Source organism: Streptomyces sp. L-9-10 (genome assembly GCF_004151105.1).
Taxonomy (GTDB): Bacteria; Actinomycetota; Actinomycetes; order Streptomycetales; family Streptomycetaceae; genus Streptomyces.
In genome coordinates, this window is sequence record NZ_PHRF01000027.1 from 190,041 (window position 1) to 207,027 (window position 16,987).

The 16,987-nt window shown below is 71.9% G+C and carries 17 protein-coding genes; 8 read left to right on the forward strand and 9 right to left on the reverse strand.

The window, feature by feature from the left end:
• Positions 1-54: 54 nt before the first annotated feature.
• From CU044_RS07030 to CU044_RS07040, 3 genes are all read right to left on the reverse strand, one after another.
• Positions 55-1,353, reverse strand: coding sequence for a methyltransferase (locus CU044_RS07030; RefSeq protein ID WP_240045401.1), 1,299 nt, complete (start codon positions 1,351-1,353; stop codon positions 55-57).
• Positions 1,354-1,481: 128 nt separating this feature from the next.
• Positions 1,482-1,724 (reverse strand): hypothetical protein, encoded by a 243-nt coding sequence (locus tag CU044_RS07035; protein WP_129767573.1) that lies wholly within the window; start codon positions 1,722-1,724, stop codon positions 1,482-1,484.
• Between the two features lie 4 nt (positions 1,725-1,728).
• The gene (locus tag CU044_RS07040) at positions 1,729-2,643 is read right to left on the reverse strand and encodes a TetR/AcrR family transcriptional regulator (protein WP_129767574.1); all 915 of its coding nucleotides are present in this window, start codon (positions 2,641-2,643) and stop codon (positions 1,729-1,731) included.
• 255 nt (positions 2,644-2,898) lie between these two features.
• Between CU044_RS07040 and CU044_RS07045 the strand changes: the two genes are divergently transcribed.
• The gene (locus CU044_RS07045; RefSeq protein WP_129767575.1) at positions 2,899-4,251 is read left to right on the forward strand and encodes a DUF2252 domain-containing protein; all 1,353 of its coding nucleotides are present in this window, start codon (positions 2,899-2,901) and stop codon (positions 4,249-4,251) included.
• Positions 4,252-4,378: 127 nt separating this feature from the next.
• On the opposite strand, the gene CU044_RS07050 is transcribed toward CU044_RS07045, so the two are convergent.
• The gene (locus CU044_RS07050; protein WP_129767576.1) at positions 4,379-5,827 is read right to left on the reverse strand and encodes an alpha/beta hydrolase; all 1,449 of its coding nucleotides are present in this window, start codon (positions 5,825-5,827) and stop codon (positions 4,379-4,381) included.
• Positions 5,828-6,094: 267 nt separating this feature from the next.
• On the opposite strand from CU044_RS07050, the gene CU044_RS07055 reads away from it, so the two are divergent.
• Together CU044_RS07055 and CU044_RS07060 are read left to right on the forward strand one after the other, a co-directional pair.
• A complete protein-coding gene (locus CU044_RS07055; RefSeq protein WP_129767577.1) occupies positions 6,095-7,276 on the forward strand; it encodes a histidine kinase in 1,182 nt (393 codons plus the stop codon).
• Positions 7,277-7,954: a response regulator transcription factor gene (locus CU044_RS07060; RefSeq protein ID WP_129767578.1), complete on the forward strand. Its 678-nt coding sequence runs from the start codon at positions 7,277-7,279 to the stop codon at positions 7,952-7,954.
• 44 nt (positions 7,955-7,998) lie between these two features.
• Here the strand turns inward: CU044_RS07060 and CU044_RS07065 are convergent, their stop codons facing one another.
• On the reverse strand, positions 7,999-8,553 hold the full coding sequence (locus CU044_RS07065) for a TetR/AcrR family transcriptional regulator (protein ID WP_129767751.1): 555 nt from the start codon (positions 8,551-8,553) through the stop codon (positions 7,999-8,001).
• A gap of 164 nt (positions 8,554-8,717) precedes the next feature.
• On the opposite strand from CU044_RS07065, the gene CU044_RS07070 reads away from it, so the two are divergent.
• Positions 8,718-9,176, forward strand: coding sequence for a nuclear transport factor 2 family protein (locus CU044_RS07070; RefSeq protein WP_129767579.1), 459 nt, complete (start codon positions 8,718-8,720; stop codon positions 9,174-9,176).
• Positions 9,177-9,219: 43 nt separating this feature from the next.
• Here the strand turns inward: CU044_RS07070 and CU044_RS07075 are convergent, their stop codons facing one another.
• The gene (locus tag CU044_RS07075) at positions 9,220-9,969 is read right to left on the reverse strand and encodes a DUF4118 domain-containing protein (RefSeq protein ID WP_129767580.1); all 750 of its coding nucleotides are present in this window, start codon (positions 9,967-9,969) and stop codon (positions 9,220-9,222) included.
• Positions 9,970-10,268: 299 nt separating this feature from the next.
• Here CU044_RS07075 and CU044_RS07080 point away from each other — a divergent pair, with 299 nt between their 5' ends.
• On the forward strand, positions 10,269-10,778 hold the full coding sequence (locus CU044_RS07080; RefSeq protein WP_129767581.1) for a GNAT family N-acetyltransferase: 510 nt from the start codon (positions 10,269-10,271) through the stop codon (positions 10,776-10,778).
• A 52-nt stretch (positions 10,779-10,830) separates the two neighbouring features.
• On the opposite strand, the gene CU044_RS07085 is transcribed toward CU044_RS07080, so the two are convergent.
• Entirely contained in the window at positions 10,831-11,049 is a 219-nt protein-coding gene (locus tag CU044_RS07085; protein WP_129767582.1) for a hypothetical protein, read from the reverse strand.
• A 677-nt stretch (positions 11,050-11,726) separates the two neighbouring features.
• Between CU044_RS07085 and CU044_RS07090 the strand changes: the two genes are divergently transcribed.
• The 3 genes from CU044_RS07090 (at position 11,727) to CU044_RS07100 (ending at position 15,457) form a co-directional block, all read left to right on the forward strand.
• Positions 11,727-12,899 carry an aromatic acid exporter family protein gene (locus tag CU044_RS07090; RefSeq protein ID WP_129767752.1) on the forward strand — a complete coding sequence of 391 codons (1,173 nt, stop codon included), beginning with the start codon at positions 11,727-11,729 and terminating at the stop codon, positions 12,897-12,899.
• Between the two features lie 430 nt (positions 12,900-13,329).
• Positions 13,330-13,983, forward strand: coding sequence for an LAETG motif-containing sortase-dependent surface protein (locus tag CU044_RS07095; RefSeq protein ID WP_165371808.1), 654 nt, complete (start codon positions 13,330-13,332; stop codon positions 13,981-13,983).
• A 418-nt stretch (positions 13,984-14,401) separates the two neighbouring features.
• Positions 14,402-15,457, forward strand: a complete 1,056-nt coding sequence (locus tag CU044_RS07100) for a PHP domain-containing protein (protein ID WP_129767584.1) — start codon at positions 14,402-14,404, stop codon at positions 15,455-15,457.
• A gap of 97 nt (positions 15,458-15,554) precedes the next feature.
• On the opposite strand, the gene CU044_RS07105 is transcribed toward CU044_RS07100, so the two are convergent.
• Together CU044_RS07105 and CU044_RS07110 are read right to left on the reverse strand one after the other, a co-directional pair.
• Positions 15,555-16,229: an HAD family hydrolase gene (locus CU044_RS07105; protein WP_129767585.1), complete on the reverse strand. Its 675-nt coding sequence runs from the start codon at positions 16,227-16,229 to the stop codon at positions 15,555-15,557.
• 195 nt (positions 16,230-16,424) lie between these two features.
• Complete coding sequence (locus CU044_RS07110) at positions 16,425-16,952, reverse strand: DUF6328 family protein (protein WP_129767586.1); 528 nt, start codon at positions 16,950-16,952, stop codon at positions 16,425-16,427.
• Positions 16,953-16,987 lie beyond the last annotated feature (35 nt).

Consider the following 16,987-nt stretch of genomic DNA (forward strand, 5'->3'; position numbering starts at 1 on the left):
CGCCTGGAGGAAGCCCCAAAAGGCCCGGTGGCCGGGCCGACGTCTACAGCCGGCTCAGCGCTTGACGGCCCGCAGGATGACGAACTTCGGATCACTGGTCACGGTCTCGCAGTTGCCGAAGAGCCGCCGCAGCTTGGTGTGGTAGCCGAGGTGGCGGTTGCCGACGACCCACAGCTCGCCGCCGGGCCGCAGCGCGGCGCGTGACCCGGTGAACATCCGCCAGGCCGTCGCGTCGGTGGTCGCCTGATGCGTGTGGAACGGCGGGTTGTTCAGCACGAGATCGACCGTCCCCGCCGGTACGTCCGTCATGCTGTCGCCGAGGACGAACTCGGCCGCTGTCCCGGCGTCGACGTTCTTGCGGAAGGTGGCCTCGGCCGAGGCCACCGCCGAGAAGGACTCATCGATGAAGGTCACCCGGGCCGCCGGGTTCTCCAGCGCCATGGCCGTGCCCACGACACCGTTGCCGCAGCCGAGGTCGACCACGTGCTCGGGGCCGTGGCGCCGGGGCAGATTGCGCAGCAGGAAGCGCGTACCGATGTCGAGCCGCTCGGCGCAGAAGATCCCCGCGTGGTTGACGACCGTACGGCCCGATACGGTTCCGAGCCCTTCCGGCAGCGCGTAGCTGTGCGGCCAGGGGCTGGCGGTGCGGGTACGCCCCGGCGCGGCCGTGCCGAGGATCAGCCGTGCCTTTCTGACCGCGAGCGAGGTCCTGGTCGGGCCGAGGATCTGCTCGAACAGCTTCAGTGTGGAGGTGTGGATCTCGGTGACCCGTCCCGTGCCGATGACCACGGTCCCCTGATGCACCGCCGTGGCGAGACGGTGCAGTTGGTCCTCCAGCAGCGCCAGGCTCTTGGGGACGCGGATCAGCAGCACGTCGACGCGTTCCGGCGGGGTGTCCCTGGCCGAGAGCAGCCGTACGGAATCACCGCCGACTCCGGCGCGGCGCAGATTGGCACGGGTCGCCTGCTGGGTGAGATACGAGTCGGTGATCTGGACGAGCGGGTCCGCGACGAGTTGTTCGAGCCGGCGCGCGGCGAGCACCGTGGTCAGGGCGCCCCAGCGGTCCCCGACGACGACCACCGTGCCCGACAGGTCCGTCGGTTCGGTGCCTTCCGGCGCGTCGCCCGCCGGGCCCGTGTCCGCCTGGCCCGCGTACGCCTGGCCCGTGTCCGCCTGGCCCGTGTCCGCCGGCGCGGCGCCCGGCCGTCCTGCGTCCCCCTGCCCCGTGTCGGCTCCCGCGAGGTGCCGCAGCAGATACTCGTCGGCGGCGTCCCACGCGCGCAGCGTGTCGCGGGGATGCTCGGGGAATCGGGTGAGGCCGAACTCGCCCCAGGGTGTCGTCAAACGGTTCATCGTGGTCACAGGCTATCCGTCCGGGAGCGCGGCGTACGCGCCGAGGCTCACGCGGTGCCTGTTCAGCGCGGGTCCGGCGCGCCGCGTGGCCGCCTCGCTCGCCGCCGGCCCACCGCCGCTCCGTACGCTCACCGGCCCGGTCCGTCCTTCGCCGTCCGGCGCGCGCGGTCCAGGGCCGTCCGTGCCTGCCCGACCGTGAGGACGGCGGCGAACTCGTTGCGGGCGATCTCCAGCACCACCTGGGCGTCGGCGGGCGGATGAGGGTGTTCACGCAGCGCGATGTCCGCCGCCGCCCGGGCGAGCAGATCGTCGTCGGGGGACGCGCCCGGCTGGGACATGGTGCGCAGGACCTGGTGCCAGAGTCCGGTCATCGCGTCATTTCCCTTCGTCCGCCAGGCCGCTGCGCGTGCCGTCCACACTGCCCACACTGCCCACACTGCCCACGCCGTCCACACCGTCCGCACGGTCTTCGCCGTCCTCGCCGACCGCGCCGTCCGTGGGAAGTCCGGGTGCGCCGGGGCGGACGGAGAGACCGAGGACGGCGAGAGCGTGGTGGACCAGTTCGTCGGCCAGCATCGGCGGCGAGAAAGCGTCGGTGTTACGGGCCCAGTGCCCGACCAGTTCGTTGACCGCCCCGATGAGGGCGACCATGGCGAGCGCGTAATCGCGCCGTACGGCCTCGCCGCGCTCCACGGCGCGCTCGGCTTCCCCGATCAGGAAATCGGTCCACAGGCCGCGCCAGAGCAGCCGGTGCTCCTCCACCGCGCGTCCGGCGCCGATGACCTCGATGAAGGCGATCCGGGTGGCCGCGGGATCGGCGGTGACGGCGTCCACGTAGGCGCGGGTCAGGGCCGTGATCCTGGCACGGGTGTCGGCGGACTCCGCCGCGGGATCGCTGAGGACGGTCAGGGCGGCTTCCATGCCCGAACGGGCGACATCGTTGTGCAGCGCGATCAGCAGCGCCTCGCGCCCCTCGAACTCCTCGTAGAACGCGCGGATGGAGACCCGCGCGGTGACACAGATCCGCTCGATGGACGTGGCCGGGTAACCGCGTGTGGTGAACAGTTCGGTGGCGGTCGTGAGCAGCCGCTCGCGGCGCCGTGCCCTGCGCGTCTGGCCCGTGCGGTCCTGCGCCGGTGGCGTATCCCCGGGGGACCGGCCCGTCCCGGCGGACGGCGGACCCGTCCCCGCGGGCGAGGGGCGCGCGTCGGCGGGTGGTGGTCCCGTTCGCGCGGGCGACCGGCCCGTACCGGCCGGCGACGTGTCTGTGGATTTCCGGACCGGATCCATCCGACCTCCCCGAATCGCCCTGTGAACGTGCTGTGTTGCGTTGTCGCGTGGGGTTGAGGGCGCTTATCGAGCATGGCACGCGTCGATGGCCGACACGCCGTAATCCGAGAATGCTCCGCTGTCCGCCGTCGCGGTGTATTCCCGTATGAAAACCACCCGAATGGCCGTCACGCCGGGCTCCCCCGGCCCCGGAACGCGATGCTCGTGCTCACCGGCGATACGGCGTCACCGACCAGCGGAGGGAGCGGGGCCGTGATGACCACTCCCGCGGACCGGGCGGAGCGCGGCCGGGCCGCACGCAAAGAGGCGTCCCGCTCCTCGCACGGTCTGTGGATACCCGCCGCCGACCGGCTCGATCCGCTCACCGTGCTGGCGCGCCAGACCGCCAACCGCGTCCCCGAACTGCTGCCGCTGCGCTACGAGCGCATGGCCGCCTCCCCGTTCGCCTTTCTGCGCGGCGCCGCCGCCGTGATGGCCGCGGATCTGGCCACCCAGCCCCGCACGGGACTCACCGTCCAGCTCTGCGGGGACGCCCATCTGCTGAACTTCGGTGTGTTCGCCTCGCCCGAGCGCGCGCTGCTCTTCGACCTCAACGACTTCGACGAGACGCTTCCCGGCCCCTTCGAGTGGGATGTGAAGCGGCTCGCCGCGAGCATCGCGGTCGCCGCCGGCGAGAACGGCCACTCCGAGGCCCACACCCGGCAGGCCGTACACACCGCGTCCGCCGCCTACCGGACGTCGATGCGGCGGCTGTCCGCCCGCGGTGAACTCGATGTCTGGTACGAGCGTCTCGACGCCGAGGACATCCTTCCGCTCATGCGTGCGGAACACCGCAAGCGGGTCGAGTCGCAGCTGGCGCGCGCCGGGGAGCGCATCGGGCTGCGGACGCTGGACATGCTCACCGACGCGCCGGACGGGCAGCGCAGGATCACCCCCGACCCGCCCCTGCTCGAACCGGTGAGCCGGCTCGACATGGCCGTGCTCCGCCGGATCTTCATCGGCTACCGGAGCACACTCCCGGAGGAGCGGCGCACACTCCTCGACCGGTTCCGCTTCATCGACGCGGCCCGCAAGGTCGTGGGCGTCAGCAGCGTCGGGACCCGCTGCTACATCGTGCTGCTGGAGGGCCGGCACGCCGGGGATCCGCTGTTCCTCCAGATCAGGGAGGCGGAACGGTCCGTACTCGAACCCCATCTGCAGCAGAGCGTCTACCCGCACCAGGGCCACCGGGTGGTGGCGGGACAGCGGCTGCTCCAGGCGGCGAGCGACATCTTCCTCGGGTGGGTGACCGGGCCCGAGGGCCGGCACTTCTACTGGCGTCAGCTGCGTGACATGAAGGGCTCCCTCGTCGTCGAGGACATGTCGCCGCCCCTGCTGCACGACTACGCGCGGCTGTGCGGCGCGGCGCTGGCCCGCGCGCACGCCCGGTCCGGCGACCGGATCGCGATCGCGCACTACCTCGGTGGCTCCGACGCCTTCGACCGCGCCATGGCCGACTTCGCGCTGCGTTACGCCGACCGCAACGCGGCCGACCACGCCACGCTCGCCGCGGCCCTCGCGGCGGGCCGGCTGCCGGAGGAGCGCCCCGGGCCGGTGGGGCGCCGCTGACAGGTCATCCGCAGGGGCGGGTTTCGCGGTAGCGGATGAGGGTGCGGGCGCTGCCGGCGAAGGCCGTGGAGCGGCTCGGCCCACCCCGCCGCCGGGCAGCCGGCTGTCGTCTCCGGTCCCGTTCCCGTCATCCCTTCGGCCCGGCCGCGCAGGCGAGGTCCTGGGGCGGGCGCTGTCCGGTGGTCAGGAATGCCGTCACCGCGTCGTTCGCGCACATGTTGCGGCCGAAGAGATAGACACCGTGCCCGCCCTGGTCGGCGGTCACCATCACGGCCCGTTCCCCGAGGGCCCGCCTCAGCTTCCGGGCGCCGGCCAGCGGCGTTCCCGGGTCACGCTCGTTCTGCACCATGAGGATGTTCGACGGTCCCCGGTCACCGATGCGCACCGGCTGCTCGACCCGCTCGTCCGGCCAGAACGCGCACGGTCCGATATTGGCCGTGGACCCGCCCAGCATCGGGTAGTTCAGCCGGTCGACCGCGACGTCCTTCTGATACTTCCGGACCGTCTCCGGCCACTGCGAATCACCGCAGATGACGTGGTAACGGCTGGATGTGAGGCTGCCCGGCGGGGTCAGCGGCTGACCGGGCGGCAGCGGCCCGTCCGTGTCGAGCGCCTGCCAGATCTCAGCCAGCCGGCGCATGGTCACATCGCTGAAGAGGTGGTCGAGCGTGATCCCGCGGAACAGCGTCCCGTCGACGCCCTGGACCGGGTTCGCCTCCAACCGCTCCGCGAGATCGAAGAACTCCGCGGTGACCTGCTGCGGTGTGGTGCCCAGACCGTACTCGGGGTGCGCGACGGCGAACGCCGCGAAGTCCGGGAACCGGTCCTCCAGCCCACGGGCGAACATCCGCATGGCCGTGACGTCGTAACCGCCGGGGCCCAGGTTGCTGTCGAGCACGATCCGGTCGCCGCGCTCCGGGAACATCGCCGTGTACACCGCACCGAGGTAGGTGCCGTAGGAGGCACCGAGGTACGACAGCTTCGGCTCGCCCAGCGCCGCCCGGATCCGGTCCATGTCGCGCGCGGTGTTCGCGGTGGTGATGTGCGGCAGCGTCCCCGCCGTCCGTGAGGTGGCGCACTGCTCGGCGATGGTCCGCGCGTTCCCGGCCGACCGCGCGACATCGGCCGCGGTGTGCGCGTACGGCGGGAAGTTGCCGCGCGCCATCTGGTCCTCCGTCAGATCGCAGGTCACCGGCGCGCTGCGGCCGACGCCACGCGGGTCGAAGCCGATCACGTCGTAGGAGTCCCGCACCTCCTGTGGCAGCCCGGAGGCGGCGAGAACGGCCGGGTAGCCGAGTCCCGCGGCGCCGGGGCCGCCCGGATTCGTCAGCAGCACGCCGCGGCGCTGGGACGGTTTCGCGCTCGGCAGCCGGGAGATCGCGATCTCGATCTTCCTGCCGTCCGGATCCCGGTAGTCCAGGGGGACTTCGAGCGTCGAGCACTCGAGAGGGAGCGAGGCGGTCTCCTCCGGGCACGGGCCCCACCGCGGTGTGGACGGCGTCGCTGCCGCCGGTACTCCCGTCATGGTCGCCGCCAGTGTGGTGGCGGCGAGAGCGAGGGACAGGGTCGGGTGCATCTGGTGTCCTCCTGGAGGGCGCACGGGGCGCCGGATCGTGTCAGGCCGTTTCCCGGCCGCGGATTCCCCCGGAACGACCGGCCCGCTCGGCCTCATGTCCGGTTGTCCCGGCACGTGAAGGAGTCTGTTCGTGCGACGCGGCCGGCACATCGGCCCGGCGGCTCGTACCGTCTTCGACCCCGGGCCAAGCGGCGATTCGACTCCGGTCCAGGGCGAATTGGCCCGCGGTCCGATTCACCGGCCGCGTGGTTTCGCGATAATGACCGGGTGAACATCGACGTCGCGCCACGGCTCGGGTGGTGGCAGCAGACCTGGCGACTGGCGGCGGCCGTGGCCGTGGGCATACCGCTCTGGCTCTCCACCGGTGTGCTGCTGCGGTGGCAGGCGGCGGAAACGGGCTCCTGGTTCCTCATCGGTGATCCGCTGGTGGCTTTCGGCTGTCTGACGGCGCTTCTGTGGCGGCGGCGGTTCCCTCTCACCGTCGCCATGACGATCGCGATCGCCTCGACCGCGTCGGCACTCGCCACCGGCGCCGCGCTGGTGGCGCTGGGCTCGGTCTCCACGCGTCGTCGTCCGGTGGAGACCGGGGTCGTCGTGCTGGCCTACGTGACCGCGTCACAGTTGGCTGTCGGGTTCTACCCGGTCCAGAGCGCGCCCGGCACGTGGTGGTTCCAGCTGACGTTGCCGACGCTGACCGCGGGCATCGCGGTGGCCGTGGGCATGGCCGTCGGCGCGCGGCGTGTCGAAGTGCTGTCCTTGCGGGACCGGGCGGAGAGCGCGGAACGGGAACAGGCCGCACGAGCGGCGCAGGCACGGGCCCTGGAACGCAACCGGATCGCCCGCGAGATGCATGACGTGCTCGCGCACCGGATCTCCCTGGTCGCCCTGCAGGCCGGAGTGCTGGATCACCGCGGCGACCTCAGGGCCGAGGAGAGCCGCGTGCTGGTCCGCGGCATCGCCGAGGGCTCCCACCAAGCGCTGGAAGAACTACGGGATGTCCTCGGTGTGCTCCGGGCCGACCCGGGCTGCCCGGAACCACCGCAGCCCTCCCTCGATCGCATCCCCGGCCTGGTGTCCGACGCCCGCACGTCCGGACTGGACGTCGCGCTCACCACCACCGTGACGGGAACACCGTCCGACACCGTCGGACGGACCTGCTACCGGGTCGTCCAAGAAGGACTGACCAACGCCGCCAAACACGCTCCAGGCGCACGCATACACATCACCGTCGAAGGAACGGCCGGCGACACACTCCACGTCAGCGTCCGCAACTCCCCGGCCGCCACGCAAACCGCACGACCACCGGCGTCGGGATTCGGCCTGCTCGGGCTCACCGAACGAGTCGGCCTCGCCGGCGGCGAACTCAGCCATCACCCCACACCCGAGGACGGCTACGTCCTCACCGCGCGACTGCCCTGGCCGGACCCCACCCACGAAAAGAGAGCATGAGTGGACAGCGAACAGGAGCCGGTGCGTGTCGTCATCGTCGACGACGACCAGTTGGTACGGATGGCGCTGCGGCTCGTCATCGGCGGCGAACCGGACCTGACCGTCGTCGGGGAGGCGGCCGACGGGGACGCCGCTCTCACCGTGGTGGCCGAACAGCGGCCGGACGTCGTGCTGATGGACGTGCGGATGCCCGGCCGTGACGGTCTCAGCGCGACCCGGGAGCTTCTCACCCGGCCGACGCCGCCCCGGGTGCTCATGCTGACCACATTCGACTCCGACGATCTGGTGCTGGGCGCGCTGCGCGCCGGAGCACTCGGGTTCGTCCTCAAGGACACCCCACCGCAGCGGATTCTCGACGCGGTGCGGACCGTCGCGGTCGGCGACCCCGTGCTGTCTGCGGCGGCCGCGGCGCGGGTGATCGCCGCGGCCACCGGTCCGCGGTCCTCTCACGCTCGCGGCTCATCGCGCGAAGCCGCGCGGAAACAGCTGTCCACACTGACCGAACGGGAACTCGAAACCGCTCGGGCCATCGCGGACGGGCTGGGGAACCCGGAGATCGCCCGGAGGCTGCATATCAGCATCGCGACCGTCAAGGCACACACCGGCGGCCTGTTCGCCAAGCTGGCGGTCGAGAACCGGGTACAGATCGCGCTCCTGGTCCGCGACGCGGAGGAATGACCAGCCCGTCCGCGCCCCGGAGCGTCTCCTCGGCGGAGGGCTCGTCAGCGCGCGGTCCGCACCAGCAGGACGGCGGCCTCCCGCGCCCGCAGCGCCGGTTCCGCGGTGTCCTGTATCGCGGCGGTCACCATGGCGCCCTCGGCCAGGAGTTGGAGCTGATCGGCCGTGTCCGGGGGAAGTTCCGCGTCGGCCACCAGACCGGCCAGATACCGCTTGAAGGCCAGCTTGTGCGCCCGCGCCTGCGCCGCGACCCGGGGTGAGGTGGCGCCGAGTTCGCCGTACGCGTTGATCCAGGCGCAGCCGCGGAAGTCCGGCTCGCCGAACCACGCGTGCAGATGGTCGAAGACCGCCAGGATCCGTTCCTCGGGATCCCGGTGGCGCTCCACCCGGTCGGCCAGTCGGCGGCGCCACACGAGGTCGCGCCGCGCGAGGTACGCCTCGACCAGCTGGTCCTTGGCGGGGAAGAGCTGGTAGAGCCGCTTGAGCGAGACCCCGGACGCGCCGCGGATGTCGTCCATGCCGACGCTCTGGACACCGCGGGCGTAGAACAGCCGCTCCGCCGCGTCCAGCGCCTGTTCCCTGGCGGCCGCACCGTCCATCCTCGCCACGCTCCCCACCCGTTCCTCGCCCCTTCGTTCCTTGACCGGAGAACCATCGTTCTCTAGCGTAGCAACGAGAGCGGAGAACGCTGGTTCTCCCTCGTGGTCCGCACCGATACCGGTCCGCACCCGTCCCCACCACTCCGCGCCAGAAGGAGCCCGTGATGAGCACCCGTCCGCCCCTGCCGCCGTTCACCCTCGATACGGCGAAGCAGAAGGTCCAGGCCGCCGAGGACGCGTGGAACACCCGCGATCCGCACAAGGTCTCGCTCGCCTACACCGAGGACTCGCGGTGGCGTAACCGGGACACGTTCGTCACCGGCCGGGACGCCATCGTCGAACTGCTCACGCGGAAGTGGGAACGCGAGCTGGAGTACGCGCTGCGCAAGGACCTGTGGGCCTTCGAGGGCGATCGCATCGCGGTGCGCTTCCAGTACGAGAGCCATGACGCGGACGGCCGGTGGTGGCGTTCGTACGGCAACGAGCTGTGGGAGTTCGACGGGAACGGCCTGATGTCGCGCCGGGAGGCCAGCATCAACGACGTACCGATCCAGGAGAGCGAGCGCCGGATCTTCGGCCCCCGGCCCGACGCGGAACGCGGCGCGTCCTTCCCCCTGCGCTGAGTCGTCGCCCAGCCTGGGCCACCGGCCGCCGGGCCGCCGGGCCTCAGCCGGCGTTCAGGGCCGGACCCACGGTGTCGAGAGCGGCCCCGGCGTCATCGGCGAGGGTCACCGCCACCAGCCGCACCTGCTTGGACGGTACGAGGCCGGGGTTGGGCCGGAGCATGAACCGCCCCACGTAGTGCCCGCCGCCCGAGGCCCGCAGCTCGATGTCGCCCTCCGGCCAGCCGAGGTGTTCGATGTCCCACGGCTTGCGGTCCACGGTCAGCGTGCCGTCCTGCTCCAGCCGCGCCGGATGGCCGAGGAGACTGCCGTACTCGAACCGGCAACCGCGCAGCCTCAGGATCTCCACGAGATGCCGGCTCACCTGGTCGACCACGGCGTCGGGCGAGCCGGTGGACTGCGCGAGCCGTGCGGTGTCATGGATCCGGCCGAGCAGCCCGGCGTCCACCACCGTCATGACATGCAGCCGTCTCGCGTGGGCGGCCAGTTGCGACACGGCGAGCCCCACCGCCAGCAGCAGCACCGCGGTCTCGATGTCGTTCGCGCCGGTGATGCTGAACCGTTCGAACGGCCGGGCCAGGAAGAAGTCGAACCACAGGGCCGCCGACAGCGCGGCCACCGCGCCGGCGACGCGGTTGCCCATGGCGGCGACCGCCACGACGACCACGACGAGGATCAGCGCCAGATCGGCGCTCGCCATGCCCGAACGGAGCGGCAGCAGCAACAGGGCGACCGCGAGAGGGGCGATCAGCGCCGCGCCCAGTGCGATGCGGTCGCGAAGCGGGAATCTCATGGTCCACCTCGCCGTCATGCCTCGGACGCCGGACCCCACCGGTCCGGCCGCCGGATTCAGGACCGCAGCAACGGCCCTCGACTTGGATCTTCCCTCGGCGGCCTCCGGGAACCCGGGCCGCCGGGGGTCTTGACGCGGCCCTGCCGCCGGCCGCGCGGACCTTGACGCGATCTTGACGCCCTGGGACCGGCCGTCAGGGTCATACGGAGGGGCGGACGCCCTACGTGGCGGCGCACGGGGCATGCACATCGGATGAAACACGTGTGGTGCCACCGCGGCGCGTGATACGTCTCCGTGTCATGGACGATCTTGTGACTGAGCGGCTCGTGCTTCATCCGTTGAATGTTCTGGAGGCCGAGCGGGTGGCCGCGGCCGAACCGGCGGACGGGGACCGCTGGGCGCCCGGGTATCCCGCCGACGGCGACATGGTGGGGGCCAGACGCTATCTGACGACCTGTGCGATCACCGGTGATCCCCAGCCCTTCGGCCCGTACGAGATCCGCCGTCGCGAGGACGGATACGCCATAGGCGGGCTCGGTTTCCACGGCGCCCCGGACGAGAACCTCACCGTCACGATCGGCTACGGCCTGATCCCGTCGGAGCACGGCAGGGGATACGCCTCCGAGGCCCTGCGCGAACTGCTGCGATTCGCGCGGACCAGCGGTATCACCCGTGTCCAGGGCGACACCGACCACGAGAACACCGCGTCCCAGCGCGTCATGACAGCGGTCGGGATGCGGCTCGTCTCGGAGGACGAGCAGTTGAAGTACTACGGGATCGTCTGGGCGGACGGCCGGCAGGCCGGGTGATGATCCGGTGTCACCCGGCCCGTCGGGGCGGTCCGCCGCGCCTCGTCCCCGGCTATCCGCGGCGCGGGGTGGGCGTGCGGCGGCGGGCCGCCGGACGGTCGAACACGCTGTCCATGGAAGGCTCGTCCTCCCCCTCGCCGTCGGGCAGCGGTGGCAGTTCCACGGTGTAGCGCGGTTCGAGGAAGATGTCGTGATGCTGCGGACGCGCGTTCGGCGCGGCCCCCGTGCTCGGTTCCTGCGACGGATCCTGACGGGACGGTGAAGAAGGCATGCACAACCGTTCGGAGAGTCGAGCGGCCGCGCGGCCCGAATGCCGATCGACCCGCTGGGAAGGTGTCTACCTCATCATTCCCCGTCCCGCATCACCGCAGGTGGCCGGAGCGTGGCGCCGCCGGTCCCGGCTGCTCCTCCGGCGTACCGCGTCGGCCGGTTCCACCGGGTGCGGGCCGGGGTGGTGAGAGTGCCCGTCCGCGCACCGCCCACCGGTCGGTGAGCATGTTCGTACGGAGCTGATTCAGGGTACGCGAGAGCGGCCGCGGGGTCTGCACCAGGAAGGCCCCGAACCGCTCGGCCGGCCGCGCACCGAGCCGCTCGCGCGCCACCGTTCCGGCTTGCCGCTCCTCCGCGGAGCCTCCGTGGTGTCGGGAAGGACCTGATCAACCCTCGGGCCGTAGCCGGGTAACGCGTGCGGGGGCACTCGGACGGATGAATGAATCGCGGGCTGCCGTGGGCACCGCTGTGCGCGAGCGGGGCGGTCCCGGCGTCGGCCCCTTGGCCCTGCCCGGGGCGTCGGCGGGTTTCCCTCCCGGGCGGTCCGGACGAGTTGGGCGAGCCGAGCGGGCCCGGCGGGGGAAGGGTGAGGTCGTGCGTCTTGTCCGAAACGCCGTGGGAGAGCCGGTGGCCGAGCTGGTGAAGGGACGGCGCCCGCAGCCGATCCTGGTACAGACGATGCGGTCGGCCGCCGCCGCGACGATCGCCTACGTGGTCGCCCTGTGGCTGAGCGACGAGCCGGCGCCGCTGACCGCTCCCCTGACGGCGCTGCTCGTCGTCCAGGTCACGCTCTACTCGACCCTCACCACCGGCATCCGCAGGGTGAACTCCGTCGTCGCCGGGGTGCTGGTGGCCAGCGGCTTCAGTGTGCTGGTCGGGCTGACCTGGTGGAGCCTGGGGCTGATCATCGTGGCCTCGCTGATCGTCGGACGGCTGGTCCGGGTGGACGAGTTCGTGCCGGAGGTCGCGATCAGCGCGATGCTCGTCCTCGGGGTGACACGGGTGGCGTCGACCGCCTGGGACCGGGTGCTGGAGACGCTGATCGGCGCGGTGGTGGGGCTGCTGTTCAACTTCCTGTTCGTACCGCCGGTGTGGGTCCGTACCGCCGGCCAGTCCATCGAGGATCTCTCCCGCCGTATGCGCCAGTTGCTGCTGCGCATCGGGGAGGGGCTGACGGAGACCACTCCGGTGGAGCGCGCCGCCGACCGGCTGCACGAGGCGCGCCGTCTCGACCACGACATCAGCGAGGTGGACGCGGATCTCCGGCAGGCCGAGGACAGCGTCCGGCTCAACCCCCGGGTCAAGGAAGGGCTGCTGCACCGCGTGGTGCTGCGTACCGGTCTCGACACCCTGGAGATCTGCACGGTCGTGCTGCGCGTACTGGCCAGGACACTGACCGACCTCGCCAAGGAGCGTACGGAGGAACCGCTGTTCCCGCAGGAGGTGGGGACCGCGCTCCAGGAGTTGCTGGCCCGGGTCGCCGACGCCGTCGTGAGCTTCGCCGTACTGGTCACCACGGAGGTCAGCCAGAGCGCGGAGACCGCCGAGGCACGGCTCACTGAGGATCTGGAAGCGGCGAACGCGAGCCGGGAACGGCTGGCGGGGCTGCTGTTGGAAGGCGTCCAGCGGCACCCTCGTCAGTGGCAGCTCCATGGCGCGCTGCTCGCGGAGATCGACCGGATCCTGGACGAGCTGGACATGGAGAACCGTTCCAAGCGGCTGATGGAGGAGCTGGACCGCGCCTCTCGCGAAACGCGTGAGCGATACCCCCGGCTGGCCGCCACCTGGCAATGGGGACGGGACGCGTGCCAATGGGTACGGGAAGCGCTGCCGCGCCGGGACAGCCCTTAAGACCGGCCGATATACCGGACCGGGAAAGGGCGGGGCGGTGCCGCGCCTCTCCCGGCCACCGTTCTGGCGTGAATCGCTCGTTCGCGGAGCAACGGGAAACTGCCGCCGGAATATTGACGGAGTTTTTGCCCGGACCGCAATGAGCCGAGGTGTATTCGGGCACGGACACCGTCCTCCGTTCCCTCCTGGCCCCGCAATCATGGGCGTCATCAGCGAGGACGGCGAGATCCGGCCGGGCGGCCGGATGTGATCAGTGGCCACGCCCCCGCCGCCCGAGCCCGCCCGGCGGACTACTTTCCGACGTCTCAGCAGGTCCATGGGGTGCGCGGAGAGCGAGAGTTGGATGGGGCGGTTGAGGGGACCGGTGCGAATGGCGGTACTGTGCGCGCGCGCCGTCATCGTGGGCGGCGCGGTTATCGCGGAGGATTTTGTGACTCTATTCAGCGGATCATGGCGGCGCAGAAGCGCCCTCATAACCGTCGCCACGGCAAGTGCGCTCGGTGTCGGCCTGTCGGCCGTCCCCGCGTCCGCGCACACGCCGACGTGGTCGGTGACCTGCTCCGAGGTCAGCCTCGACCTGACCGCCTACGGCAACAGCGACAAGAACACGGTGACGGTCACCGTGGACGGCAAGGACCTGCTGCCCACGGAGAATTTCAAGAACGACTTCCACAAGAAGCTCGACCTTCCCGAGCACAAGAGCGAGCTGAGCGTTCGTCTCGTCGTGGTGGCCGCCGACGGCGACCAGTTCTCGAAGGACGAGACGAAGACCGCTCCGGTCTGCGAGGAGCCCACCCAGCCGCCGTCCTCGGGGACCCCGAAGCCGACGCCGACGCCTTCGGAGGCGACGCCCACCACCGAGGCGCCCAAGCCGACGCCTTCGTCGACGGTCACGCCCACGGACGAGGCCGACAGCTCGGCGCCCGCGGTTCCGTCGTCGCAGCCGAGCCCGGCCGGGGACGACCTCGCCGAGACGGGTTCCTCCAGCTCCACCCCGCTCATCGCCGGTGCGGCCGCCGTCGTACTGGTCGCCGGAGCGGGCATCATGTGGGCCGCGCGCAAGCGTCGTACCGCTGGAAACTGACCGACCGCTCCCCACACACCGCCCCGCCGCCACGCCGGACGCCGTCCGGACTTCACCGCCAACACTCGGCGGCCCGGACGACGGTGACCCGGCCATGAGGCATGGACCGGACGACTGCTCGCCCGCCAGGGGCGCGTCGGCCGGACTCCCCGCGGCACAGGTGGTGTGAAGAGTCGAGGAGGTACGGAGCGGGCGGGCCGCCCCGGTGGGGCGGCCACCCCGACGTACTCCTCGCGCAGTGCGAGGCCCCGCGGCATCCCCCGTCCGCGGGGCCTCGCCATGCGCGGCGCGACCCGCGCGCGGACAATGGACCGGACACCCGCCGACGGAGCGAATCCCCGGCGGCGCGAACCCGGCGGCGGGACCTCGCCGCCGGACCGGAAGCCCGCCGACAGGCCACCGACACACTGGGGGCGCCATGGATCCGGTGGAGGCTCTCGACAGGATCGCCTTTCTGCTGGAGCGCTCGCGGGCCGAGACCTATCGGGTGCGCGCGTTCCGTACCGCCTCGGCGGTGGTGGCGGGCATGCCCGCCGAGGAGGTCGCGCGACGCGCCGAGGCGGGCACGCTCGGCCGGGTACGCGGCATCGGTCCCAAGACGTCGCAGGTCGTGGAAGCCGTGGTGAAGGGCTCCGTTCCGGAGTATCTGGCGCGGCTGGAGCAGGAGGCCGCCGGGCCGCTCGCGGAGCGTGGACACACACTGCGCGCGGCGCTGCGCGGTGACTGCCATCTGCACTCCGACTGGTCGGACGGCGGCAGTCCCATCGAGGAGATGGGGGGGACGGCGGCCGCGCTCGGTCATGAGTGGGCCGTGCTCACGGACCACTCCCCCACCCTGACCGTGGCCCGGGGGCTGACGGCCGGGCGGCTGCGCGAACAGCTCGATGTGATCGCGGAGCTGAACGAGCGGTGGGCGCCGTTCCGGCTGTTGACCGGCATCGAGTGCGACATCCTGCCGGACGGCTCGCTCGACCAGGAGCCGGAACTGCTCGACCGGCTCGATCTGGTGGTGGCGTCCGTCCACTCGAAGCTGCGCATGGACGCCGCCCCGATGACCCGGCGCATGGTCGCCGCCGTACGCAATCCGCTGACCGATGTGCTGGGTCACTGCACGGGGCGGCTGGTCATCGGACGGAGCCGGCGGGATCGCGGATCGGGCGGCAGCCGGCCGGAGTCGGCGTTCGACGCGGACGCGGTGTTCGAGGCGTGCGCCGAATCGGGCACCGCGGTGGAGATCAACAGCAGGCCCGAACGGCTCGACCCGCCCCGCCGGCTGCTGCGCCGGGCGGTGGCGGCCGGGGTCTTCTTCGCCATCGACACGGACGCGCACGCGCCGGGGCAGCTCGACTGGCAACTCCTGGGCTGCGCGCGGGCGGAGGAGTGCGACGTGCCCGCCGACCGGGTCGTCAACACCTGGCCGGCCGAGGGGCTGCGCGAGTGGACACGGACCCGCCGGGCCCCGGACCCGGGCTGAACGGCGCCCGCTGTACGTACGGGAGAGCCGGACCGCGGCGGCCGGGCCCGGCGGCCTGCGTGCGAGCCGGGCCCGGCGGTCTGCCTGTGAGCCGGGCTCAGCCGCCGTCCAGCGCGGCGAACAGACTGGTGTCGAGGCGAGCCAGCAGATCGGTCGGATCCTCGTACACCTCCACCGCCCCGCCGGACTCCAGGGCCGCGCGCGGAATGCCGCCCGACAGCAGGGCGACGGGGCGGACACCGGCTCGTGTCGCCGCCTCCATGTCCCACACCGAGTCGCCGACGAACACCGCCCGTTCCGCCGGCACCCCGGCCAGCTCCAGTGCCGGGCCGACCGGGTCGGGGGCCGGCCGGCCCGCCGGTACGCCGTCCGCGCCCGCCGTCCCGAGGATGACGTCGTCGGCGTCGATCGCCCCGCGCAGCGCGGTGATCTCGGCCTCGCCCGCCGAGGTCGCGAGCACGATCCGCCAGCCGCGGTCGGCGAGCGACCGCAACAGATCGCCCGCCCCCTCGAAGGCGGGCAGCCGGTCCAGGCAGGTCCCGTACAGCGTGGTGTGCGCGGCGCTGATCCGCGCGTCCTGGCCACGGTCGCGCTCGTCGCCGAGCAGATGCGCGATCAGATCGCCGGAGCCGATGCCGATCGCCCGGTGGATCGCCGACATCGGCACCGTGTGCCCGGCCTGGCGGAACGCCTCCCACCAGGCGGTCACATGAAGGTGGTTGGTGTCGACGAGTGTTCCGTCGACGTCGAACAGTGCCGCGCGCGTCGCCATATGTGTCCCGTTCCCGTTCGGGTCGGGCCCCGGGACCACGCCCCGGCGCCCCGGATGCCTGGAGCAACGTCTTGATCATGCCGTCTTCTCCCGGCCCGGAACGGGTTGAGCGGGGCCGTACGGGTGAACCGCCGGCCTTCGCACGGGCTCAGCCTCCGAGGCTCCGGCGCCTCCGCCGGGGGGTGCGGCCCGCGATCACCCCTCCGTACGTCCGCCGCCCGGCCCGCCCGCTCCGCTCTCCGAGCGCGCCGCGTGACGGGCCAACGCGGGGAGCACACCCCAGCACACGACGAACCACCCGGCCATCACCCCGACCAGCCAGAGGGCGAGGGTGTGGTCCACCGCCAGCCGCAGGATGAGCAGCAGGGCCGAGGCCATCGTGCAGAAGAGCAGTACCAGCCCGACGACGGTCAGCCGAGAGGCCCAGACCACCATCCTCGGCTTCAACCGCCGTCCCGTCAGAAGCCGGTGGAACGACACCGGCCCGATCAGCGCGCCGACCGCCGCCGCGCCGAGCATCACCGTGCTGGTGTAGATGGCCCTGTCGGTGTCCGACAGTTCGGTGAACCGCGACTGGAAGACGACGGTGAGCAGGAATCCGAACAGAATCTGCACGCCCGTCTGCGCCACGCGCAGTTCCTGGAGCAGTTCGCCCCAGAGGCGGTCCGCACGCTCCTCCACCGTCTCGTGCCGGCCGTGGCCGTCGTTGCCCTGTCTCGTCACGCCCTCGTCACCCTCGCCTTCCCGCGCTCGGCATA